Origin of the sequence: Sphingomonas sp., from assembly GCA_019635535.1 — a bacterium.
In the GTDB taxonomy this organism is placed as follows: domain Bacteria; phylum Pseudomonadota; class Alphaproteobacteria; order Sphingomonadales; family Sphingomonadaceae; genus Allosphingosinicella.
The window spans coordinates 177,154-198,449 of sequence record JAHBZH010000001.1; the positions used below are offsets into that span (position 1 = coordinate 177,154).

Here is a 21,296-nt window from a genome sequence, read left to right on the forward strand (position 1 = left end):
TGGCTCTCCACCTGTCGGACATGCCCGCCGCAGCCGGGATATCCGGCCCAACCGACGCGTGCTTGGGGGATATTGCTGCAACAAGAATCAGGCCGAGCAGGCCGCCAAAGCCGAGACCTGTGGGCCCGGCGCCTTGGAGGAGCGCCGTCGGCTGCATCGCTTCGTACATGAATATGCGCATATCGTCGAAACGGCATGGCGCGCTTGGCGGATATTGCTGTAGCCGTCCCGGCGGGCTGCGAGACGAGGAAGCGACTGGGGCGATGATCCAGGCGAACGAGTTCAGGGTCGACACGACCGGGCCTCAATTGCCGCGGCGTGGCGCGCTTTACGGCGCCGGCGAGGACGCACGAACCGGATATGCCGGCGGTGTCTTCGAGAAAACCTACCTTGGGCCGGTGATCGGCGTCGTCGAATCAGGCGCTTTCCGCTACCGCGGGGAAAGCGGCGAAACGCTCGCCATCCCCGGCACCATATTGTTCGGCAATGCCGGTGAAGGTTTCCAGTGCGCGCATCTCGATGCGGCCGGAAACCGGCGCTCGATCGTCGCCTTTTCGCCGGGGCTGCTCGACGAGGCCGCCGAGGATGCGGGGCTGTCGCGGGGCCGCTTTCCCGCTCCGGCCGCGCCGCCGGGGCCTGGCAGCCTGACGATGCAGGCGGCGATCCGCCGCCTGGCGCGCAGCCGCGAGACGCATGAGGATGTGCTGCTGGGCCTGCTCGCCGACGCCTTCGGGACGGCGCGACGCAGCGATCCGTCCCCGTCCGACCGGGAAACCCGCCGGATCCTGGAGAGCGCGCGCTTCCTCGAAGCCCGCTATCGCGAGCCGCACAATCTCGCGGAGCTGGCAGCGGCGGCCGGCCTCAGCCGCTTTCACTTCCTGCGCCGGTTCCGCGCGCTGACCGGCGTCAGCCCCCACCAGTATGTCATCGCCTTGCGCCTGCGCGCGGCGGCCCGGCGGCTGGAGGACAGCGCCGCGCCCGTCACCGCCATCGCGCTGGAGGAGGGCTTCAACGACATCTCGCACTTTAACCGGCTGTTCCGGCGCGCTTTCGTCATGTCGCCGGTGAAGTGGCGCCGGCAGCGGCGGCCCTGACCGTTCCTAACGCCGCCCGGGGGCGCCGAAATGCCCGAGCGGGGCGGGCTTGCGTCCCATCGCGGTGGCGAGTTGGACAGTCGCCGGATGCAGTGGCGTGACGAATTCGAAGCCCGCCTGACCATCCTCGATCCAGGCGACGCGGCTATGCTGCGGTTCCATCCCAGCCAGCTTCAGCCAGGCGAAGGACCCCGTTTCGAGCGTGACCGGAACCCTGGCCATGAAGCCGTCGGTGGACAGATTGACGATATCGACATCGACGATCCGCGCGCCAGGATCGCGCAGGCGAGCGGCGAGATTGACGATACGACGTTCCGCCCGACGGCCGTTGCGAGCAGGAAGAAAGGCCAGTTGCGCCATGGTCACGCTCATTTCTCCTTCGTCGGCCACGATGCGCGCCAATGCCTAAGCAAGGCTTAAGGAGATGCGCGCCCGCACCGATTGCGCGATCGGCCGTGCCAGTTTAATCTCGCGCTCGTGACGACCGCGCGCCGCCTTCTGCCGCTGATCGCGATCTTCGCCCTGCTCGTCGCGCCGTTCGGGCGGATAGGCATGGCGGAGGCCGCCGCGACGCTCCACCATGCTGCGCCGATGGCGATGGCCGGCCATTGCGAGGACATGGCCGCACCGGATCATGGCCCGACCGGCAAGGCCGGCAAGGCCGCGATCGATTGCATGATCGCCTGCGCCGCGGTCGCGCCGATGCCGCTGTCGCAAATCGCGCTGATGATCGTGCCGGCCGCCATGCCCGGCGACGGCGGTGCGCCCGCCGCCTTCGATGGCCTCCACCCCGGTGCCGATCCACCGCCTCCGCGCTTCGCCTGACGATCCGATTCCAAACAATCCGATAGTCAGGAGACCGAAATGAAAATCCTCATCCTGGCGGCCGCCTTCGCGGTCGCCGCGCCTGCCATGGCGCAAAATGCCCCGCAGCCCGCTCCGGCGCCATCGCACCAGAGCCACGACCGGCAACAGCATGGCGATCATCAGGGCCATGGCCAGCATGACGGCCATCGCGGCGAATGTTGCCCCCGCGATGCCGACGGGCGCATACCCGAATGCTGCGCCGAGGGCGAGGACGGTCATCGTCACGCCTGCTGCGAAGACAGGGACCGGCAGGACGCGCACGCGGACCATCGCGCCGAATAAGGAGGAAGGGCGGCGGCAATGATCGCCGCCGCCCCGAATCCGCCCATGCTTGACCTTCCAGTTACTGGAAGGCACAGGAGGCATAGACATGAACATCGGTGAAGCGGCCCGGCGCAGCGGACTGCCGGCCAAGACCATTCGCTATTACGAGCAGATCGGGCTGGTCGCGCCGGCGCGACTCCACAACGACTATCGCGATTATGGCGACAGGGACGTGCACGAACTCTCCTTCATCGCCCGCGCCCGCGGCCTCGGCTTCGGGATCGGCGAATGTCGCCATTTGCTCGCACTCTACCGCGACGGCGAGCGTTCCAACCTGGAAGTGCGTGCCGCCGCCGAGGCCCAAATCGCGGAAATCCGCGGCAAGATCGGAGAATTGAAACAGATGGAACGGACGCTGAGCAGCCTCGTCACGGCCTGCCGAAGCAATATGCGTCCCGATTGCCCGATCCTGGACGGGCTGGCGGGGGACCAGACGTGAGCGGCACGCCCGTCATCGGCCGCCGTCAGCTTCTCGCCGGGGCGCTGGGCCTCGGCGCCGCCGGCCTGTTCCCCGCCTGGGCGACGAGCGGCAGTGCCGGCATCGGCGCCACTCTGTCCGGCGAGGACATCCGCCTTGCCATCGGCCACAGCACCTTCGCCACCGGCGGGCGCAGCGGCCATGCGATCACCGTCAACGGCACCCTGCCCGCCCCGCTCATCCGACTGCGCGAGGGGCAGACCATACGCCTTCACGTCGCCAATCATCTCGACGAGGACAGCTCGATCCACTGGCACGGCCTGCTCCTGCCGTTCGAGATGGACGGCGTACCCGGCATCAGCTTCCCCGGCATCCGCCCGCACGAGACCTTCACCTACGAATTCCCGGTGCGGCAGGCTGGGACCTACTGGTATCACAGCCATTCGGGCCTGCAGGAGCAGCAGGGCCATTACGGGCCGCTGGTCATCGACCCGGCCGGCGCCGATCCGGTCCGGTACGACCGCGAGCATGTGATCGTGCTCAGCGACTGGAGCTTCCTCCATCCCCACCGGATCATGGCGAAGCTGCGCCAGCAGGCCGGCTATTTCAACCGGCGGCGCCAGACCCTGGCCGGCGACGGCGGCGCCCGCCTCTCCGCGTCCGAACGGGCAATGTGGGCGCGCATGCGGATGGATCCGACCGACATCCTGGACGTCAACGCGACCACCTACACCTATCTCGTCAACGGCCACGGGCCGGAGGAGAACTGGACCGGCCTGTTCGCGCCGGGCGAGCGGGTGCGCCTCAGGATCATCAACGCCAGCGCGATGACGATCTTCAACGTCCGCATCCCGGGCCTGCCCATGACGGTCGTCAACGCCGACGGGATCGACGTGCGCCCCGTGGAAGTGGACGAATTCCAGATCTCGGTCGCCGAAACCTATGACGTGATCGTGCGGCCGGGGGGGCCAGAGGCCTACACCTTCGTCGCGGAAGCGATGGACCGTTCCGGCCTCGGCCGCGCCACGCTGGCGCCAGGGCTGGGGATGGAAGCGGCGGTGCCGCCGCTGCGCGAGCGCCCGCTGCTTTCGATGGCCGACATGGGCATGGGGCATGGCGATCACGGCGGCATGGACCATGACATGCGCGACGGCGCCACCGCGCCGCAAGTCGATCTCAACCCCGGCGTCGACATGATCGCGCCGATGCCGATGGACCGCACCGGCGAGCCCGGCCTGGGCCTCGAAAATGCCGGCCACCGGACGCTCACCTATCGCGATCTCGTCTCGCTGAACCCGAACCCCGATCCGCGCCCGCCCGCGCGCACCGTCGAGGTCCACCTGACCGGCAATATGGAGCGCTTCATGTGGTCGTTCGACGGCCTGCGCTTCAGCCAGAATCCCGAGCCGCTGCGCTTCGAGCGGGACGAGCGGGTCCGCGTGCGCCTGATCAACGACACGATGATGGCGCATCCCATCCACCTGCACGGCCATTTCTTCGAGCTGGTGAACGGTCATGCCGGCCACCATCCGCTGAAGCATACGGTGAACGTGCTGCCCGGCGGCATCGTCGAATTCGATCTCACCGCCGACGCGCCCGGCGACTGGGCCTTCCACTGCCACCTGCTCTACCACATGCATGCCGGGATGATGCGCAAAGTCACCGTCCGGCCGATGGACGGAGAGGCGACATGAGACGGCTCCTCCCCCTCCTCCTCGCCGCCGCCGCGACGCCGGCGCTCGCCCAGGGGCACGGCCAGCATCACGGGCACCACCCCGCCCCGCCGCCGCCGGCCGCTCCCGATCCCCATGCCGGGCACCGGGCGGAGCCCCCCGAAACGCCGCCGGACCCCCATGCGGGCCACGACATGCCCCCGCCGGCGCACGATCCGCACGCCGGACACCGCATGGAACCGTCCGGGACCACGCAAGATCCCCATGCCGGCCACGACATGCCGACCCCGACGACGGCACCGCCGGTCGCCCCGCCGCCGCCCGGCGCGCTCGGCGGACCGACCCATGCCGCCGACACGGTCTTCGATCCCGCGCGGATGGCCGGCGTCCGCGCCGCCGTCGCCGCCGAGCATGGCGGCATGCGGACCTCACGCTTCCTGATCGACCGGCTGGAAGCCTCGGTCCGGCGCGGCCGTGACGGCTATGGCTGGGAGGGCGTCGAATTCTGGTACGGCACGCCCACCGACCGCTTTGTCCTCGCCAGCCGGGGCGAAGGCACGTTCGGCGATGGCGTGGAGGAGATCGAGGCACAGGCGCTGTGGAGCCACGCCATCGACCCCTGGTTCGATCTCAGGCTCGGCGTGCGCGCGGATTTCCGCCGGGGCGCGGATCGCGCATGGGCGGTGCTCGGCATCAACGGCCTCGCGCCCTACTGGTTCGAGGTCGCGGCCGCCGCCTTCATCTCCGAAAAGGGCGAGTTCACCGCGCGCTTCGAGGCCGAATATGACCTGCGCCTCACCCAGCGCCTGATCCTGCAACCCACCGCGGAGATCGAATTGAGCGCACAGGACGTGCCGGAGCTGGGCCTCGGCTCCGGCCTCGCCAAGGCCGAGGCCGGGCTGCGGCTGCGCTACGAGTTCGTGCCCGAATTCGCGCCTTATGTCGGGGTCGAATATGAACGTGCCTTTGGCGGCACGGCCGATTATCGCCGGCTGGCGGGCGAGCGCGCCGGCGGCTGGAACCTGTTGGTGGGAGTGAGAGCATGGTTCTGAAGATCGAAACCGTCTCGCGGCGCTTCGTGCTGCTCGCGCCCCTCGCCCTGGCCGCCTGCGCCGCCGCGCCGCGCCCGCGCGTGATCGAGGTGGTGAAGACGCCGACCTGCGATTGCTGCACCGGCTGGATCGAACATCTGCGCGCCGCCGGCTTCACGGCCAATGTGACCGACGTGCCGAACCTGCATCCGGTCTCGCAGCGGCTGGGCGTGCCGGAACAATTGCATTCCTGCCACACCGCCAGCATCGGCGGCTATGTGGTCGAGGGCCATGTGCCGGCCGCCGATATCGTGCGCCTGCTCGACGAGCGGCCGGACATCCTCGGTATCGCCGTGCCGGGCATGCCGATCGGGTCGCCCGGAATGGAGCAGGGCGACCGGCGCGAGCCCTATCAGACGATCGCCTTCACGCGGGACGGTCGCCTGTCGGTATTTGCCTCGCATTAAGCCTGTCCGCCCGGCGCCGGCGGCGCCAGGCGGTATAGCCCAGCCGGCTCGGCAGCATGACAATGCCCGAGACGATGACGACCAGGCCGAGCGCGGTCGAAACGATCAGCAGCCAGGTGTTGAAATCGGTGCGGCCGCGCCAGTCCATGATGTGCAGGCCCCAGAGAAAATCGAAGGTCCGCCACAAGGTCGAGCGCCGCGCCGTAACCTGCCCGCTGTCCGCAGCGACATAAAGCGCGCGGTTCGCGCCGTCGTCGAAGGCGACGCGCCAGGCCGGCACGGCGCCGCGATATTCTCCGCCGGCTTCTCTGATCAGCTCCACCCGCGCCGCACGCGCGTCGCCGGCATGATCGGCCTCGGCGATCCGCACCGCCAGTTCCATCGGGATCGGCGACAGCGGCTCACCGCTGGCGAGATCGAACAGGCGCGGTCGCTCCTCGCCGCGATGGACGAGCAGCACCGGCCGGTCGAGCAAGGCGCGGATTTCCAGCCGCTCGCCGGTCACGCCGGCCGAGCCCAGCCGCAACAGCCCGTCCGCCGCCACGTCGAACGGCACCGGCGCCGCCGCATGCTCGGCGATCATATGCTCCGAACGCACCCGCTCGATCGGCACCACGGCGAAAAACAGCCCGCTTCCGAACCAGAACAGGATCTGGATCGCCATCGCCAGCGCCAGCCATTTGTGCATCTTCGCCCACAATCCGTTCACCGACATTCCCCGCGCGCTCCCCGGCAGCTATGCTGATCCCATGACGAAACCGATCCTCTACGATTATTGGCGCTCCTCGGCGAGCTATCGCGTGCGCATCGCGCTCCATCTCAAGGGCATCGCCTTCGAGCGCGTGCCGGTGAACCTGCTGGAAGGCGAGCAGCGATCGGACGAATATCGCGCCCGCAATCCGCAGGGTTTCGTGCCGATGCTGGAGCTGGGCGGGATGCGGCTTACCCAGAGTCTGGCGATCATGGACGCGCTCGACCATCATGTCTGCGAACCCCGGCTGGTGCCGGAAAACCTGGCGGCGCGATCGCACGTGATCGCCATGGCGCTGACCATCGCCTGCGACGTGCATCCGCTGAACAATCTGCGCGTGCTCAAATATCTCGCCGATCTGGGCATCGAGCAAGGCGCGCGCGACGACTGGTATCGCCACTGGGTCGCCGAGGGCTTCGACGCCCTGGAGGCGCTTGCCGCGCCCCGGGCCGGGACCTTTCTCTGCGGCGATACGCCGACGCTGGCCGACATCTGCCTGGTGCCGCAGGCCTATAATGCTCGCCGCTTCGACATGAACCTGAATCGCTGGCCGACGCTGGCGCGGGCAGACGCCAATGCACAGGAGCTCGACGCCTTCGCCGCCGCTCATCCGGGCAGGGTCGCGCCGGACGCGGCGAAGGGCTAGGATCGGGCAATATTCGGGAGAGAGTCATGGGACGCATCGACACGATATCGCGCAACATGGCGGAGGCGCATGCGCTTTCGACCGTCGAGATCCCGCCGATGCAGGACCAGGTGAGCCCGGAGGAGTGGAAGATCCGCGTCGATCTCGCCGCCGCCTACCGCCTCGTCGCTTATTTCGGCTGGGACGATCTCATCTTCACCCACCTCTCCGCCCGCGTGCCGGGGCCGGAGCATCATTTTTTGCTCAATCCCTATCAGCTCATGTTCGAGGAGGTGACGGCCTCCAGCCTCGTCAAGGTGGACATGAACGGCAATCCGGTCGCGCCGACGCCGTTCATCACCAACGCGGCGGGCTTCACCATCCATTCGGCGCTGCACATGGCGCGCGAGGACGCGCAATCGGTGATGCACCTCCACACGCCGAACGGCCAGGCGGTCGCCGCCCATGCCGGGGGGCTGCTCCCCCTCACCCAGACCGCGATGGTGATCCGCGAGGAGATCGCCTATCACGATTATGAGGGCATCGCGGTCGATCTTTCCGAGCGCGAGCGGATCATCGCCGATCTCGGGACCAAGAGCGCGATGATCTTCCGCAACCACGGCACGCTCACCGTCGGCGAGACGGTCGGCGAGGCGTTCCTGAAGCTCTATTTCCTGGAGCGCGCCTGCGAGGCGCAGGTGCTGGCGCTGTCGGCCGGCGAGACCAATCTCAACAACCCGCCGCAGGGCGCACCGCAAGTCGCCGCCGAGCAGGGCCGCGCCAGCCTCAAGATGGGCGCCAACCTGCTCGCCTGGCCGGCGCTGCTGAGGAAAGCCTACCGGCTCGACCCGGGCTTCGCGACCTAGGCGACCCAATCCTTCGCCAGCCGCTTCGAGGCGATGAAGTAGAGCAGCGCACTCAGCAGGTAGAAGCCCAGCCCGTAGAGGATCGAATAGCGCAGCGCGTGCTCGCCATAGGTGGCGGTCATCGTGTCGGACATGAAGCCCAGGAAGAAGATGCCGAAGCCGATCCCGATCAGGTTGTTGATGAAGAGGAAGCTGGCCGAGGCGGTGGCGCGCATGTTGGGCGGGACGATATGCTGGACGGCGGCGATCACCGGGCCGAGCCAGGCCAGCGCCAGCATCTGGCCGATGGCGAAGAGAATCCAGCCGGTGACCAGCGATTCGGCGAAGAGGCCGAAGGCGAAGACCGGCGCGGTGACGACGAAGCAGATCGCCGGGATGCGGGCATAGGAGCCGGGGTCCGACGGCCCCGTCCGGTCGCCCAGCCAGCCGCCGAGCCAGGTACCGGCCATGCCGCCGATCAGCACGATCGAGCCATAGAACCAGCTCACCTCGATCAGCTCCAGCCCGTAGCTGCGCGAGAAGAAGCTCGGCAGCCAGAAGATCAGGCCGTAGCCGAGGATCGATCCGGACGCCGCGCCGAATGAGAGCAGCCAGAAGCTGGGCTTCCGCGCCAGCGTGGCGGCGACCAGCGCGAAGGGGGGCGCGGGCTCGGCGGCCTGCCCCGCTTCATTGTCGAAGGCACCGCGCGGCGGCTCCTTGATGCCGTAGCGGACCAGCAAGGCGGCCGGGATGCCGGCCAGCCCGACGATGATGAAGGCGGCGCGCCAATCGAGATTGGAGGCGATCCAGCCGCCGAAGAAGACGCCCAGCGCCGATCCGATCGGGATACCGAGCGAGAAGAAGGCCAATGCGCGGGCGCGGCGCTCCTTCGGGAAATAGTCCGAAACCAGCGCGTAGGAAGGCGCGACCCCGCCCGCTTCGCCGATGCCGACGCCCATCCGGGCGAGGAACAATTGCCAGAAATTCTGGGCGAGGCCGCAGAGCGCGGTGAAACCGCTCCACAAGGCCACCGACCAGGCGATGATCTTCACCCGGTTGTAGCGGTCGGCGAGCCAGGCGATCGGGATGGCGAGCCCGGAATAGAAGAGCGCGAAGGCGATGCCGCCCATCAGCCCGAGCTGGCGGTCGGAAAGCTCCAGCTCCGCCTTGATCGGCACCGCCAGGATACCGATGATCTGGCGGTCGACGAAATTGAAGATGTAGGCGATGAGCAGGATGAGGAGCACGCGCCCGCCCGGGCTTCTCTCCACGCTTGCGCTCCCGCTCCCCGCCATGATCGCTCCCTTAGAAATTGACGCCGACCGACAGGTAGACCTGACGCGGATTGCCGTAATAGGCGGTCAGCACGCCCTCCGCGCCGAGCGTCGGGATCAGAGCGCCTGTGCCGGTGCGGTTGAATGCGCCGGTGTCCGGATTTTGCGAGAGGAAATTGTAGCCGGACACGATGTAGCGCTTGTTGGTGAGATTGCGGCCGTGCAGTCCGATCGACCAGCGATCGTCGTCCGAACGCCACACCAGGTTCGCGTCCCAAAGCGCGAATCCGCCCTGGTCCAGCTCCGGTATGCTCAGCTCGAACTGCTGGCTGGCGCTGCGATAGGACAGGGTGGTGATGAAGTTCAGCATCCCGTCGGCGACCGGCGTGCCGTAGTTGAGCGTGCCGCTCAGCGTCCATTCCGGCGTATTCTGGATCGCCCGCCGGTCCGCCACGTCGATGCCGCGCGCATCGATGAACTCGCGATATTCGGCATCGAGATAGCCGAGCGACCAGGAGAAGTTCAGCGAATCCCCGTCCGTGCCGAAGCTGCGGGCGAGCAGCGCATTGCCTTCGAATTCCACGCCGCGGAACCGCGCCCTGGCGGCATTGGTGGTGACGCCGATGAAGGTCTGCTGCCCGTTGAGCACGGTGCCGACCGAACCCGGAATCTGCACGTCGGCATAATTGGCCTGGAACAGCGCCAGGCTGAAGCGCAGCCGCCGGTCGAGCAAAGCGGCGCGCCAGCCCAGCTCGTAGCTCGTCACCGTCTCCGGATCGAAGGACATGAATTCGAACAGCTCCTGCGAATTGCAGGCCCCGCCGGTCGGGTTGCGGCAGGCGGTGGAGACGCCGCGCGGATCAAAACCGCCGCCCTTGAAACCGCGCGAATAGCTCGCATAGATCGTGTGATCGCGGTTCGGACGGAAGCTCACCGAGGCGCGCGGCGTGAATTCCTTGAACGTCGCAGTGCCGGTGAAATCCGATTGCAGGACGATCGGAATACCGGTGCCGCCGAAGAAGGGCGAGCCGCCGCCGCCCAGATAGACCTGGCGCAGGATGTCGGAGGTGCGCTGGTCCCAGGTATAGCGGCCGCCGACCGAGACGCTGAACTGCTCGGTGAGATCATAGGAGAAGTCCCCGAACAGCGCCCAGGTCTCGGTATCGACATCGCCGAAGGTGAGCGCGGTCACGCCGCCAGGCAAGCGCACATCGAAGACGGTGTTCGCATTGGCGTCGAGATAATAAGCCCCCAACAGGCCGTTGAACCCGCCCGCATTGTAGAGCAGCTGCAGCTCCTGCGAGACTTGGCGATTCTCGTAGATCGCCGGCACGTCCACATCGACGGCGGGCAACGCGTCGAAATCGATCGGCGTACCGCTCTCGTCACGACGCCATGAGGTGATCGAGCGCAGCGTCACGCGTTCGGAGAGATTGACCTCGCCGGTCAAGGCGACGCCCCAGGCCTCGACATACTGATCGGGGTCGGCCAGCGCGCCGCGGCTGTCATAGACATCGGACAGCACCGGCGTGCCGGAGACGAGGCCGGGGATCAGCCGGTGGCCGCCACGCGCATTGCTGTTGTCGCGGGTATAATCGGCGGACAGGCGGAAGAAGATATTGTCCTCGTTATTGACCTCGGCCGACACGCGGCCCGCCCAGATATCGCGGTTGTAATTGTCTTCGCCGGTGGTGAGATTTTCGCCGAAGCCGCCGCGCGAAAGCCGCGCGACCGAGCCGCCGACGCGCAGGACGCCGGTGCCGACCGGGGCGCTGCCGCTGACGATCAGATCGGCCTGCTCGTAAGTGCCGACCGTGGCCCGGACGCGCAGCTCCGCGTCGCGCGGCAGGCGGCGGGTGACATATTTGACCGCGCCGCCGATCGTGTTGCGGCCGTAGAGCGTGCCCTGCGGCCCGCGCAGCACCTCGATCCGCTCGACATCGTAAATGTCGAGCACGGCGGCCTGCGGCCGGTTCAGATAGACGTCGTCGAGATAGAGGCCGACTCCCGATTCGAAACCGGCGACCGGGTCCTGCTGGCCGACGCCGCGGATGAAGGCGCTGAGCGTCGAATTGGTGCCGCGCGACACTTCCAGCGTCACGTTCGGCGTGGTCGCGGCGATATCGGTGATGTCCAGCGCGCCGCGCGCCTCCAGCTCCTCACCGGAATAAGCGGTGATGGACAGCGGCACGTCGAGGATACTTTCCGCCCGGCGCCGAGCGGTGACGATGATCGCGCCGTCGTCGCCGTTCTCGGCGGCGGCTGCTGACGGCGCCTCCTGCGCGTGGGCAGGGGCGACGGCGAGCGCGGCGAGCGCGACGCCGAACTTGAGGCCAGTGATGTGAATCCGGGTGCGGGACATGATGCTCCTCCTCATCGATGCGTTGTTTCCATGGTGGGCGCGCGAGACAGGCGCGCCGCGAAATCCTTGAGCGTGCGGTTGAAGGCCTCCGGCTCCTCCAGATGGGGGGCGTGGCCGGAATTGCCGAAGCGCACCGCCGCCGCCGCAGGCAGGGCCGCGACGAGATGATCGGCGGTGTCGTCGCCATAGAGGCGGCTGCGGCCGCCATGGACGATCAGGGTCGGGTGGGCGATGCCCTTGAGCAGGGCGCGCACGTCCTGCCGGACCAGCGAGGCCCAGACCGAGGCGATCGCCTTGGGATCGGACCGGGCGAACTCGCCGCCCGCCCAATCGGCCAGCCCGCGCAGATGCGCCGGCACCGGCTCGGCGAAGATGCCCTCGCCGGCATTGCGGGCGAAGCCGTCGAAATCGTCGCGAATCGCCTGGGATCGGGCCTCGCACGCCTCCGGCGACAGGCCGAGATCCCATTCGTCGTCGTTGCGCACCCGCGCGGTCATGTCGATCACCACCGCGCCGGCGAAGCGCGACGCGGCGGGTCCGGCGAGCACGTGCCAGAGCACGGTCGCGCCCAGCGACCAGCCGACACCGATCGCGCCCAGCAAGCCAAGCGCCGCGACCAGATCGGAAACGTCGGCGGCGATCCGCTCGACGCTCGCCTTGCCGTCCGGCGCCGGCGATTCGCCATGGCCGCGCAGGTCGATCGTCACCACCCGGAAATCCTCGGCCAGCGGCGCCTGTTCGCGGAAGAAGCCGCCATGCGCCATCAGCCCGTGCAGCAGCACGATCGGCACGCGGCCGTCGCCGGCCACTCCCGTGTCGCGATAGGCGATGCAAGCCCCGTCCGATGCGATGAAATGCTGCAAATATCCTCCCCCGGCCGCGCGCTCCTGTTCGGAATTCTGCGGTCCCCGCCTCCTGCCGCCATATGAATACCGAGTCAATGTTCAACTTGATATACGATTCAACTTTCATGTGAGTGTTGCATGAGTGCATCGCGCAGTCTCCGCCCGAGGCGAAAGCCGGGCGCTTCCAATGTAGGAAATCCTCTGCCACCCTGCCGGCATGCCTGAATCTGTCGCCCTTTCGCGCCGGAGCGGCTCGTTGGAGCCCTACGGCCCGTCGGGCAGGGGGCCTCGCTCCCCCACGTGGCGTCAGCTTCGTCAACTTCCGCGCCCCAAAGCGCCACGGTCCGGCATAGACCCTTGCGCCAAGTTGAAGCCTGGTTCAGCTTCGTATCCGGGAGACGGGTGAATGAACGATCTGGGGCATAATGCGGTTTCGGCCGACAAGGCGCCGCGCACGGAGCGGGGGCGGCGCACGGTGCGCAAGCTGCTCGAGGCGGCGGCGCGGGAATTCGGCGAACGCGGCTATCACGAGGCGGCGATCACCGGCATCACGGCGCGCGCCGGCGTCGCGCTCGGCACCTTCTACACCTATTTCGAAAGCAAGGAGGAGCTGTTCCGCGCGCTGGTCCGCGACATGAGCAACGCGACGCGCAGCCATGTCGCCGAGGCGGTCGCCGGCGCGCCGGACCGGCTCGCCGCCGAGCGGCTCGGCCTCGCCGCCTTCATCGCCTTCACCCGCCAGCATCCCGAGCTCTACCGGATCATCGAGGAAGCGCAGTTCGTCGCCGAGGACGCCTATCGCGCCCATTACCGCTCCTTCGTCGAGGGCTATCGCGAGGGGCTGGCGGCGGCGAGCGAGCGCGGCGAAATCGTCGAGGGGCCGGACGAGCTGCGTGCCTGGGCGCTGATCGGGATGAGCGTGTTCCTCGGCATGCGCTATGCGATCTGGGACAAGAGCGAGGATCCGGCCGAGATCGCCGACCGCGCGATCGACCTGGTCGCCGAGGGGCTGAGAAAGCGATCGCCATGATAAGCGCGATCCCCGACCTCGCCGCCAAGCGCGCGACACTTTCGCCGGGCGCGGTGGCGCTCGAAGAGCTGGCGACCGGCGCGACCCGCACCTATGCCGAGCTCGACGAGCGCGCCGCGGCGGTCGCCGCGATGCTGGCGGCATATGGCGTGCGCAAGGGCGACCGGGTGGCGATCCTGTGCCGGCAGCGCATCGCCTTCTTCGAAATCCTGTTCGGCTGCGCCAAGCTCGGCGCCGTGCTCGTGCCCCTGAACTGGCGGATGCCGCCGGCGGAGCTGGACGGGTTGATCGCCAATGCCGAGCCGGCGCTGCTGCTCCACGACGCGGCCGATGCGGACATTGTCGGGCGCCTCGCCGCCCCGCCTCCCTCTCTCGACCTCGACGGCGGCTACGAGACGGCGCTCGTCACGGCGCCGCCGCACCGCTCCCGCCTGTCCTGGCCGGCGTCATCGACCTGGTACCTGCTCTACACGTCCGGCACGACCGGGCGCCCCAAGGGGGTGATCTACACCTACCGGATGGCGCTGGCGAACCATGTCAATATCGGCTCGGCCATCGGCCTCACCGCCCGGGACACCACGCTCGCCTTCCTGCCCAATTTCCACACCGCCGGGATCAATCTCCATGCGCTGCCAACGCTGATCGCGGGCGGGCGCGTGATCCTGATGGAGACGTTCGAGGCCGAAGCGCTGGTCGGCCTGATCGAAGCCCGGCGGCTGGACACGGTCTTCGCCGTGCCGACCGTCTATCAGGCGCTGCTCGGTCATCCGCGCTTCGCCGCTGCGCCGCTCGATCATGTCCGCCACTGGGGCTGCGGCGGCGCGGCGCTGCCGGATGCGCTGGCAGAGCGCTATCGCGACCTGGGGGTGCGCGTCTGCAACGGCATGGGCATGACCGAGACCGGACCGACCGCCTTCCTGGTCGATCCGGCCGATGCCTGGGATCGGATCGGATCGGTCGGCAGGCCGCAATTGCTGTGCAGCGCCCGGATCGTCGATGCCGGGGGCCACGAGGTTGCCGATGGCGAAGTGGGCGACCTGCTCTTCTCCGGGCCGGGCGTGACGCCGGGTTATTGGCGCGACGAGGAGGCGACCCGCGCCGCTTTCACCGCGGACGGCTGGCTGATCTCCGGCGATCTCGCACGGCGCGATGCGGACGGCTTCTACTGGGTCGCGGGACGGCGCAAGGAGATGTTCATTTCCGGCGGCGAGAACGTCTATCCGATCGAGGTCGAAAATGTGCTGGCCGCGCATCCGGCGGTCGCCGCCGTCGCCGTGCTCGCCCGGGTCGACCCCAAATGGGGCGAAGTCGGCCGCGCCTTCGTCCAGCCGGCGAACGGCACCCCGCCCGATCGCGCCGAGCTCGACGCCTATTGCCGCGCCCGTCTCGCGCCCTACAAGGTGCCGGTGAGCTTCGAATTCGTCTCGGAATTTCCGCGCACGCCGGGGGGCAAGATCCAGAAGCACCTGCTGTCGTGAGCGTGCTCGATCGTGCCCGTGCCCTGTTCGAGCGGGGCGCAGCGGCCCAGGCTGCGACGGAGGTCAAGGCCGCCGCCGATGCCGACGACGCCGAGGCGCTGAACCTGCTGGCCAGTTGGCGATTGTTCGGCACCGTCGTCCCGCGCGATCTGGACGCTGCCCATGCCGGGCTCGACCGCGCCGCCGCGCTGGGCCATGTCGAGGCGGCCCGCACCCGCGCCTTCCTGATCGCCAATGGCACCGGCTGTGCCGCCGATTTCGACGCGGCGCGCGCGATGATGGAGCGGATCGCGGATGCCGATCGCTACGCCGCGTTGCAACTCGCCTTCCTGCTCCGCATGAAGACGCCCGAGGCCGTCGCGGCGGCGGCGCGCGAAATCCTGTCCGAATCGCCTTCGATCGTGCTGATCCGCAGCCTGTTGCTCCCCGAGGAATGTCGCTACCTCATGTCGATGGCGGCACCGCACCTGCAACCGTCACTGGTCATCGATACGACGACCGGCGAGCGCATCCCCAATCCGATCCGCACCTCGTTCGGCATGAGCTTCGGCCCGACGCTGGAAGATCTGGTCGTCAACACGATCAACCGGCGGATCGCCGACGCGACCGGAACCGGAGTGGGATGGGGCGAACCGCTGCACATGCTGCGCTATCGGCCGGGCGAGGAATATCGCCCGCATGTCGATGCGCTGCCGGGCGAGCGCAACCAGCGCGTCTGGACCGCGCTCGTCTATCTCAACCATGACTATCAGGGCGGCGAGACCGCCTTCCCGGAGCTCGGCTTCAAGGTACGGGGCGGCACGGGCGATGTCCTGGTGTTCGGCAACGTGCTCGAAGACGGTCGCGGCGACATGCGAACGCTCCATGCCGGACTGGCCGTCACCGCCGGCGAGAAATGGCTGGCGACACGCTGGATCCGTCAGCGCGACTATCATCCCTGGCTGACATGAGCGACCTTCCGCCGGCAATGCCCGCCGCCACGTTGGTGCTGATGCGCGAACGGCAGAATGGGCCGCCCGAACTCCTGATGACCGAGCGGACCGGCCGGATGGCCTTCGCCGCTGGTGCGCTCGTCTTCCCCGGCGGGCGGATCGACCCGGAGGACGAGATCATCGGCCGCGCCTTCCCCGCCTTGCCCGACGCCGCCGCCCGGATCGCCGCGATCCGCGAGACGATCGAGGAGACCGGTATCGCCCCGGCGATACACCCCGCTCCGCCCCTCGTGTTGCGCGAGGCCATGACGACGGGCGCGGATTTCGCGGCGCTGCTCGACCGTCACGGCCTGACTCTCGAGCTCAACGCACTCACGCCCTTCGCCCGCTGGTGCCCCAATTTCCACGAGACGCGCCGCTTCGACACGCTCTTCTATCTCGCCGAAGCCCCCGCCGGCGCCCCCACCCCGCTGGTCGCCGAGGCCGAGGCAGTGCGCGCTTTCTGGGCGAGCGCCGCCGACATCCTCGCCGAGCTTGATGCCCACCGCGCCCACGCCATCTTCCCGACCCGACGCAACCTGGAGCGGCTCGCCCGCTTCGCCTCGATCGAGGAGGCGCGCGCCGATGCCGCCCGTCATCCCGTGACCTGCATCACCCCTTGGGTCGAGGAACGGGCCGGCCGCATGTTCGTCTGCATTCCCGAAGGCATCGGCTATCCGGTGACGGCCGAGCCGCTGGAGACCGCGCGGCGGCGATAGGAAGGATGCGAAGACTGCGCCGGACCATCGTGACGATCCTCCTCCTGGCGCTGGCATGCCTCGGCGCGCTGCTGCTCTACGGCCATGCGCGCAAGCATCCGCAAGACATGCCCTGGACGTCTCTCGACCTCACCCAGCCCATCGGCCTGTTCACGGGCCGCAAGCTCGCCGATCTCGCCGGCGAGGGGCCGCGTTGCCGGGCGCTGCTGACGGAGGCCGGGGTGCGCCACACCGCTTTGCCGGCGCGTAGCGACGGCGCACAATGCGGTTATGCCGACGCGGTGCGCTTCACGAACGGCGGATCGCGCGAGATCGCCTGGCGGCCGGATGGGCTGGGCACGAGTTGCGCTGTCGCCGCCGCGCTGGCGCTGTGGGAATGGCATGTCGTCCAGCCGGCCGCGCGGCGCCATTTCGGCCGCGACATTGTCCGCATCGAACATTTCGGCAGCTACAATTGCCGCCGCCTCTACGGCCGCGACCAGGGGGCGTGGAGCGAACATGCCACCGCCAATGCGGTGGACATCGCCGCCTTCGTGCTCGACGACGGCACGCGCGTCTCACTGATCGGCGACTGGCCGGACGCGGGCGCCAGGGGGCGCTTCCTGCGCGAGGTGCGCGACGGCGCCTGCGACCTGTTCGCCACCGTGCTGTCGCCCGATTACAACGAAGCCCACCGCGACCATCTCCACTTCGACCAGGCGCAAAGGGGCGCAATGGGCTGGCGGGCCTGCCGGTGAAGGAGATGGTGACCCCTACGGGAATCGAACCCGTGTTTCAGCCGTGAAAGGGCCGCGTCCTAACCGCTAGACGAAGGGGCCGTGAAGGCGAGGTGGCGCCTTAGGGGCTGTCGGCGAGCCGGTCAAGCGTCGGCCCAGGCGGCGTCCTCCAGATGGAGCTCGGCCGAGACGCGGCCATTATATTCGTCCTTCTTCATCCGCCCGGCAAGCCAGAACCGGCGGTGCGGCGGCGCCCCGAGCAGCGCTTCGCCGAGCGGGCTGTCCGCCATGCGGAAGGCGATCGCCTTGATCCGCCGGCCGTCGTCGCCGGCGGCGATGACGCGCAGGTGATTGGCGCCGACCACGTCCGCCTTGACGATGGCGACCGGCCCGGCGGCCACGCGCGGTCCCGGCCAGCCGGCGCCATAGGGCCCGCCCGCCTCCAGCGCATCGCACAGATCGGGCGAGACGCCGCCGGGCGCGAGCAACGCGTCGAGCAGCAGCGCGCGATCCTCGCGCGCGCGCGCGACATCGGCGGCGAGCCGGTCGTCGAGAAAATCGGCAAACGCGTCCACCTTGTCGTCCGCGACGGTGAGGCCCGCCGCCATCGGATGACCGCCACCGGCGACGAGCAGACCGCTGTCCTTCGCCGCCAGCACCGCCGCGCCGAGATCGACCCCGAAAATCGAGCGGCCCGAGCCCTTGCCGAGCCCGTCCTCGCCAAGCGCGATCACGATGGCGGGGCGGCCCAGCCGCTCCTTCAGCCGCCCGGCGACGATGCCGATCACGCCGGGATGCCAACCCGGCGCGGCGACCAGAGCGACGGCGCGATTGCCCTGGGTCGCGGACAATGTCTCCGCCGCCTCCGTCACCGCCGCCTCGATCGCGCGGCGCTCCTCGTTGAAGCGGTCGAGCTCGGCCGCGATGGCCTGCGCCTCGGCGGGATCGTCGGTGGTGAGCAGGCGCACGCCGAGGTCCGACTTGCCGACCCGGCCGCCGGCATTGATTCGAGGGCCGAGCGCGAAGCCGAGATCGCGGCATTCGGGCGCGCGGGCGAGGCGGGCGGCATCGGCGAGCGCGGCGAGCCCGGCATTGCGCCGCCCGGCCATCACCTTCAGCCCCTGCGTCACGAAGGCGCGGTTGAGGCCGCGAAGTTGCGCCACGTCCGCGACCGTGCCGAGCGCGACGAGATCGAGCAGCTCGATCAGCTTCGGCTCCGCGCGGCTTGCGAAATAGTCTCGACCCCGCAGCGCGCGCAACAGCGCCGCGCCGAGCAGGAAGGCCACCCCGACCGCGGCGAGATGGCCGTGCGCGGCGGCCTCGTCCGTTTCGTCCAGCCGGTTCGGATTGACGATGGCGAAGCCGTCCGGGAGCGTCGCGGCGCATTTGTGGTGATCGACCACGATCACATCGACGCCCGTCGCCTTCGCCATGGCCAGCGCTTCGAATGCCTGGGCGCCGCAATCGACGGTGACGATCAGCCGCGCGCCGCCCTCGGCAATCCGCACCAAAGCCTCGCCCGACGGGCCATAGCCCTCCATCAGCCGGTCCGGGATATAGGCCGATGCTGCAAGGCCGAGCTGTCGGAGCAACCGGACGAGCAAAGCCGCCGAAGTGGCGCCGTCCACGTCATAATCGCCGAACACCGTCACCGCCTCGCCCGCTTCCACCGCATCGGCGATGCGGGCGGCGGCCTTCTCCATGTCGCGGAAGATGGCGGGATCGGGCATGAAGCCGCGCAGGGTGGGTACGCGATGCCGCTCCAACTCGTCGCGCGCCACGCCGCGGGCGAGCAGCAATTGGTCGATCAGGTCATCGGGTCGGAAGTCCACATCCTCCGTCGCCGCCCCGCGCCAGCGCCAGGGCTGGCCGAGGATCGAGCGCTCGACGCCGCAGACATGGATGGGAGAAGCCGGCATGGCGCCACCTTAGGCGATCCCGGCGGACGCGTGAATCGGTGATTTCCGATGGACTCCGCCGTGAATTATGTTCTTGATATGTTCCATGTCACCAATCGATTCGCTTGCCCGCAAGCCGCTGCGCTGCCTGTTCATCGACTTCAACAGCTATTTCGCGGCGGTCGAGCAGCATGACGAGCCGGCGTTGAGGGACAGGCCCGTGATCGTCGCGCCGCTCGCGTCCGAGCATAGCGGCGCGATCGCGGTGAGCTACGAAGCGCGCGACGCCGGCATCCGTCGCGGCACGCCGGTGCGCGAGGCGCGGCTGCTCTGCCCCGGCCTCGCCGTGCGCGTCGCCCGGCACGATCGTTATGTCATAGTCCACAATCTGCTGATGGATGAGATTAAGCGGCACCTGCCGGTCACGCGGATCTATTCGATCGACGAATGCGCCTGCCGGCTGAGCCGGGACGAGGCGGCGCCCGAGGCGGCGATCGCCAAGGCGCGCGAGATCAAGGCGGGGATCGCCGCCAATGTGGGCGCCGCCTTGCGCTGCTCGATCGGACTCGCGCCGACGCCCCTGCTCGCCAAGCTCGCCGCCGAATTGCACAAGCCGGACGGGCTGACCGTGCTGGAGGCGCGGGCGCTGCCGGACGCGCTCGTGGATCTGCCGCTGTCCGCGATCCCCGGCATCGGGCCCGGCGTCGCCCGGCGGCTGGAAAAAGCGGGGGTGGCGGACTTCATGGGCCTGTGGGCGCTGCCGCCCAAACATGCCCGGGCGATCTGGGGCTCGGTGGTCGGCGAGCGCTTCGCTTACGCCCTGCACGGCCACGATCTTCCCGACGAACCGCAAGGCGCCAAGGCGATGATCGGCCACAGCCGCGTGCTTTCGGCCGAGCACCGGCGCCCCGAACGGGCGCGGATCGTCGCGCGGGCCCTGCTGCTGCGCGCCGCCAGCCGGCTGCGTCATTACGGGCTCTATGCGGGCCACATCGCGCTGGCGCTGCGTGCGCGGCCGGAAGGGGGCGCCGCGCGCGACCGGGCGATCCCGGCGACCCAGAACAGCTGGGCTCTGTTGAAGGCGCTCGATCGTCTCTGGGCCGAGGCGCTGGCCGATCTGCCGGCGGGCAGCCGCGCGCGTCTCGCCACCGTCTCGGTCAGCCTGCACAGCCTTTCCCAGGCAGCGCCGATGGCCGATCTGTTCACCCCGCCCGCCGCGCGCGAGGCGGAGCTGCGCCAAACCCGCTTGTGGACCGAGATCGATGCCCTCAACCGACGCTACGAAAGTCAGGCGGTCGCGCTCGCCTCGCAGCGCGGGCTCGGCCTCGACTATCTCGGCGTCAAGATCGCCTTCAGCCGTGTCCCCGAGGCGGCCGAGTTCCTGTTCTGAGTAACAGGCTGAATCCTTTCCTAACCATAGGCCTTGGCGAAACCTTCAGGCCAGACAGGGCAGAGGCAGGCTGCCGAAATCCGGCATGGGAGGAATGTCATGCGACTCGCCGCCTCGATCCTGGGCCTCGCCGCGCTGGCCGGCGCGGGGATGGCCGTCGCCCAAAGCGCCGCGTCTGACACACCGGTTCGCACCGTCGATCTGGAACTGCGCGAGAATGGCCGCCTGATCGGTGCGCCGACCCTGACCGTCCAGCTCGGTCGCCCGACCGCGGTCGCGGTCGGCGGCGTCTATTCGATGCGGTTGCGGCTCGATGCCGAGCCCGATACCGACGGCGACGGCATCGTGCCGCTCGTCGTGCGCTCCAGCCTGTTCCGCCCCGGCGACGCCAATTGGGCGCGGGTCACGGCGCCGGCGACGACGGTGCTGGAAGGCATGCCGGCGCGCATCCGGATGGCCGGAGCGGACGGCAGCAACCTCTCGCTGGCCGTACTGGTACGCTGATTGACCGGGCGGCA

Annotated in this window: 22 protein-coding genes and 1 tRNA gene; 16 read left to right on the forward strand and 7 right to left on the reverse strand. The window is 68.8% G+C overall.

Annotated features, from left to right (window positions below; genetic code table 11):
* Positions 1-263 precede the first annotated feature (263 nt).
* Complete coding sequence (locus KF780_00935) at positions 264-1,094, forward strand: helix-turn-helix transcriptional regulator (GenBank protein MBX3560355.1); 831 nt, start codon at positions 264-266, stop codon at positions 1,092-1,094.
* 6 nt (positions 1,095-1,100) lie between these two features.
* Here KF780_00935 and KF780_00940 read toward each other — a convergent pair whose 3' ends face one another.
* On the reverse strand, positions 1,101-1,460 hold the full coding sequence (locus KF780_00940; GenBank protein ID MBX3560356.1) for a hypothetical protein: 360 nt from the start codon (positions 1,458-1,460) through the stop codon (positions 1,101-1,103).
* Positions 1,461-1,571: 111 nt separating this feature from the next.
* Here KF780_00940 and KF780_00945 point away from each other — a divergent pair, with 111 nt between their 5' ends.
* The 6 genes from KF780_00945 (at position 1,572) to KF780_00970 (ending at position 5,874) form a co-directional block, all read left to right on the forward strand.
* Positions 1,572-1,919: a hypothetical protein gene (locus KF780_00945; protein MBX3560357.1), complete on the forward strand. Its 348-nt coding sequence runs from the start codon at positions 1,572-1,574 to the stop codon at positions 1,917-1,919.
* 39 nt (positions 1,920-1,958) lie between these two features.
* Entirely contained in the window at positions 1,959-2,243 is a 285-nt protein-coding gene (locus KF780_00950; protein ID MBX3560358.1) for a hypothetical protein, read from the forward strand.
* Positions 2,244-2,331: 88 nt separating this feature from the next.
* Positions 2,332-2,724: a MerR family transcriptional regulator gene (locus tag KF780_00955; protein MBX3560359.1), complete on the forward strand. Its 393-nt coding sequence runs from the start codon at positions 2,332-2,334 to the stop codon at positions 2,722-2,724.
* Positions 2,721-4,397 carry a copper resistance system multicopper oxidase gene (locus KF780_00960; protein MBX3560360.1) on the forward strand — a complete coding sequence of 559 codons (1,677 nt, stop codon included), beginning with the start codon at positions 2,721-2,723 and terminating at the stop codon, positions 4,395-4,397. The genes KF780_00955 and KF780_00960 overlap by 4 nt, the downstream gene beginning before the upstream one ends.
* Positions 4,394-5,428: a copper resistance protein B gene (locus KF780_00965; GenBank protein MBX3560361.1), complete on the forward strand. Its 1,035-nt coding sequence runs from the start codon at positions 4,394-4,396 to the stop codon at positions 5,426-5,428. Before KF780_00960 ends, KF780_00965 begins: the two co-directional genes overlap by 4 nt.
* On the forward strand, positions 5,419-5,874 hold the full coding sequence (locus tag KF780_00970) for a DUF411 domain-containing protein (protein ID MBX3560362.1): 456 nt from the start codon (positions 5,419-5,421) through the stop codon (positions 5,872-5,874). The genes KF780_00965 and KF780_00970 overlap by 10 nt, the downstream gene beginning before the upstream one ends.
* Here the strand turns inward: KF780_00970 and KF780_00975 are convergent.
* Positions 5,834-6,583: a PepSY domain-containing protein gene (locus KF780_00975; protein MBX3560363.1), complete on the reverse strand. Its 750-nt coding sequence runs from the start codon at positions 6,581-6,583 to the stop codon at positions 5,834-5,836. The genes KF780_00970 and KF780_00975 overlap by 41 nt on opposite strands.
* Positions 6,584-6,623: 40 nt before the next feature.
* Between KF780_00975 and maiA the strand changes: the two genes are divergently transcribed.
* Positions 6,624-7,271, forward strand: coding sequence for a maleylacetoacetate isomerase (gene maiA, locus KF780_00980; GenBank protein MBX3560364.1), 648 nt, complete (start codon positions 6,624-6,626; stop codon positions 7,269-7,271).
* 56 nt (positions 7,272-7,327) lie between these two features.
* On the forward strand, positions 7,328-8,116 hold the full coding sequence (locus KF780_00985) for a class II aldolase/adducin family protein (protein MBX3560365.1): 789 nt from the start codon (positions 7,328-7,330) through the stop codon (positions 8,114-8,116).
* Here KF780_00985 and KF780_00990 read toward each other — a convergent pair.
* From KF780_00990 to KF780_01000, 3 genes are read right to left on the reverse strand one after another with little or no spacing between them, the layout of a single operon-like run.
* Positions 8,113-9,390, reverse strand: coding sequence for an MFS transporter (locus KF780_00990; protein MBX3560366.1), 1,278 nt, complete (start codon positions 9,388-9,390; stop codon positions 8,113-8,115). The two genes, KF780_00985 and KF780_00990, sit on opposite strands and share 4 nt — an antisense overlap.
* A gap of 10 nt (positions 9,391-9,400) precedes the next feature.
* Positions 9,401-11,731: a TonB-dependent receptor gene (locus tag KF780_00995; protein MBX3560367.1), complete on the reverse strand. Its 2,331-nt coding sequence runs from the start codon at positions 11,729-11,731 to the stop codon at positions 9,401-9,403.
* An 11-nt stretch (positions 11,732-11,742) separates the two neighbouring features.
* Complete coding sequence (locus tag KF780_01000; GenBank protein MBX3560368.1) at positions 11,743-12,594, reverse strand: alpha/beta hydrolase; 852 nt, start codon at positions 12,592-12,594, stop codon at positions 11,743-11,745.
* A gap of 388 nt (positions 12,595-12,982) precedes the next feature.
* On the opposite strand from KF780_01000, the gene KF780_01005 reads away from it, so the two are divergent.
* Genes KF780_01005 through KF780_01025 form a run of 5 tightly spaced genes read left to right on the forward strand, consistent with a single transcriptional unit; the run spans position 12,983 to position 17,511 of the window.
* Positions 12,983-13,606: a TetR/AcrR family transcriptional regulator gene (locus tag KF780_01005; GenBank protein MBX3560369.1), complete on the forward strand. Its 624-nt coding sequence runs from the start codon at positions 12,983-12,985 to the stop codon at positions 13,604-13,606.
* Positions 13,603-15,084: an AMP-binding protein gene (locus KF780_01010; GenBank protein MBX3560370.1), complete on the forward strand. Its 1,482-nt coding sequence runs from the start codon at positions 13,603-13,605 to the stop codon at positions 15,082-15,084. The genes KF780_01005 and KF780_01010 overlap by 4 nt, the downstream gene beginning before the upstream one ends.
* Positions 15,081-16,034 (forward strand): 2OG-Fe(II) oxygenase, encoded by a 954-nt coding sequence (locus KF780_01015; GenBank protein MBX3560371.1) that lies wholly within the window; start codon positions 15,081-15,083, stop codon positions 16,032-16,034. The genes KF780_01010 and KF780_01015 overlap by 4 nt, the downstream gene beginning before the upstream one ends.
* The gene (locus KF780_01020; GenBank protein ID MBX3560372.1) at positions 16,031-16,774 is read left to right on the forward strand and encodes an NUDIX domain-containing protein; all 744 of its coding nucleotides are present in this window, start codon (positions 16,031-16,033) and stop codon (positions 16,772-16,774) included. The genes KF780_01015 and KF780_01020 overlap by 4 nt, the downstream gene beginning before the upstream one ends.
* Before the next feature lie 5 nt (positions 16,775-16,779).
* Positions 16,780-17,511 carry an extensin family protein gene (locus KF780_01025; protein ID MBX3560373.1) on the forward strand — a complete coding sequence of 244 codons (732 nt, stop codon included), beginning with the start codon at positions 16,780-16,782 and terminating at the stop codon, positions 17,509-17,511.
* 6 nt (positions 17,512-17,517) lie between these two features.
* On the opposite strand, the gene KF780_01030 is transcribed toward KF780_01025, so the two are convergent.
* A tRNA-Glu gene (locus tag KF780_01030) sits at positions 17,518-17,592 on the reverse strand.
* A gap of 41 nt (positions 17,593-17,633) precedes the next feature.
* Entirely contained in the window at positions 17,634-19,409 is a 1,776-nt protein-coding gene (gene recJ, locus KF780_01035) for a single-stranded-DNA-specific exonuclease RecJ (GenBank protein MBX3560374.1), read from the reverse strand.
* 85 nt (positions 19,410-19,494) lie between these two features.
* On the opposite strand from recJ, the gene KF780_01040 reads away from it, so the two are divergent.
* Both KF780_01040 and KF780_01045 read left to right on the forward strand, forming a co-directional pair.
* Positions 19,495-20,778: a type VI secretion protein ImpB gene (locus KF780_01040; GenBank protein MBX3560375.1), complete on the forward strand. Its 1,284-nt coding sequence runs from the start codon at positions 19,495-19,497 to the stop codon at positions 20,776-20,778.
* 99 nt (positions 20,779-20,877) lie between these two features.
* Positions 20,878-21,282, forward strand: a complete 405-nt coding sequence (locus KF780_01045) for a hypothetical protein (GenBank protein ID MBX3560376.1) — start codon at positions 20,878-20,880, stop codon at positions 21,280-21,282.
* The last annotated feature ends 14 nt before the right edge of the window (positions 21,283-21,296 follow it).

What these genes read in the sequence shown, in the direction of transcription:
- KF780_00995 (MBX3560367.1), bottom strand. Translation starts at nt 11,731, where the DNA reads ATGTCCCGCACCCGGATTCACATCACTGGCCTCAAGTTCGGCGTCGCG.
- KF780_00985 (MBX3560365.1), top strand. Translation starts at nt 7,328, where the DNA reads ATGGCGGAGGCGCATGCGCTTTCGACCGTCGAGATCCCGCCGATGCAG.
- KF780_00990 (MBX3560366.1), bottom strand. Translation starts at nt 9,390, where the DNA reads ATGGCGGGGAGCGGGAGCGCAAGCGTGGAGAGAAGCCCGGGCGGGCGC.
- KF780_01005 (MBX3560369.1), top strand. Translation starts at nt 12,983, where the DNA reads ATGAACGATCTGGGGCATAATGCGGTTTCGGCCGACAAGGCGCCGCGC.
- KF780_01045 (MBX3560376.1), top strand. Translation starts at nt 20,878, where the DNA reads ATGCGACTCGCCGCCTCGATCCTGGGCCTCGCCGCGCTGGCCGGCGCG.
- KF780_00965 (MBX3560361.1), top strand. Translation starts at nt 4,394, where the DNA reads ATGAGACGGCTCCTCCCCCTCCTCCTCGCCGCCGCCGCGACGCCGGCG.
- KF780_00935 (MBX3560355.1), top strand. Translation starts at nt 264, where the DNA reads ATGATCCAGGCGAACGAGTTCAGGGTCGACACGACCGGGCCTCAATTG.
- KF780_01010 (MBX3560370.1), top strand. Translation starts at nt 13,603, where the DNA reads ATGATAAGCGCGATCCCCGACCTCGCCGCCAAGCGCGCGACACTTTCG.
- KF780_00955 (MBX3560359.1), top strand. Translation starts at nt 2,332, where the DNA reads ATGAACATCGGTGAAGCGGCCCGGCGCAGCGGACTGCCGGCCAAGACC.
- KF780_00950 (MBX3560358.1), top strand. Translation starts at nt 1,959, where the DNA reads ATGAAAATCCTCATCCTGGCGGCCGCCTTCGCGGTCGCCGCGCCTGCC.
- maiA (MBX3560364.1), top strand. Translation starts at nt 6,624, where the DNA reads ATGACGAAACCGATCCTCTACGATTATTGGCGCTCCTCGGCGAGCTAT.
- KF780_01020 (MBX3560372.1), top strand. Translation starts at nt 16,031, where the DNA reads ATGAGCGACCTTCCGCCGGCAATGCCCGCCGCCACGTTGGTGCTGATG.
- KF780_00970 (MBX3560362.1), top strand. Translation starts at nt 5,419, where the DNA reads ATGGTTCTGAAGATCGAAACCGTCTCGCGGCGCTTCGTGCTGCTCGCG.
- KF780_01040 (MBX3560375.1), top strand. Translation starts at nt 19,495, where the DNA reads ATGTCACCAATCGATTCGCTTGCCCGCAAGCCGCTGCGCTGCCTGTTC.
- KF780_01025 (MBX3560373.1), top strand. Translation starts at nt 16,780, where the DNA reads ATGCGAAGACTGCGCCGGACCATCGTGACGATCCTCCTCCTGGCGCTG.
- recJ (MBX3560374.1), bottom strand. Translation starts at nt 19,409, where the DNA reads ATGCCGGCTTCTCCCATCCATGTCTGCGGCGTCGAGCGCTCGATCCTC.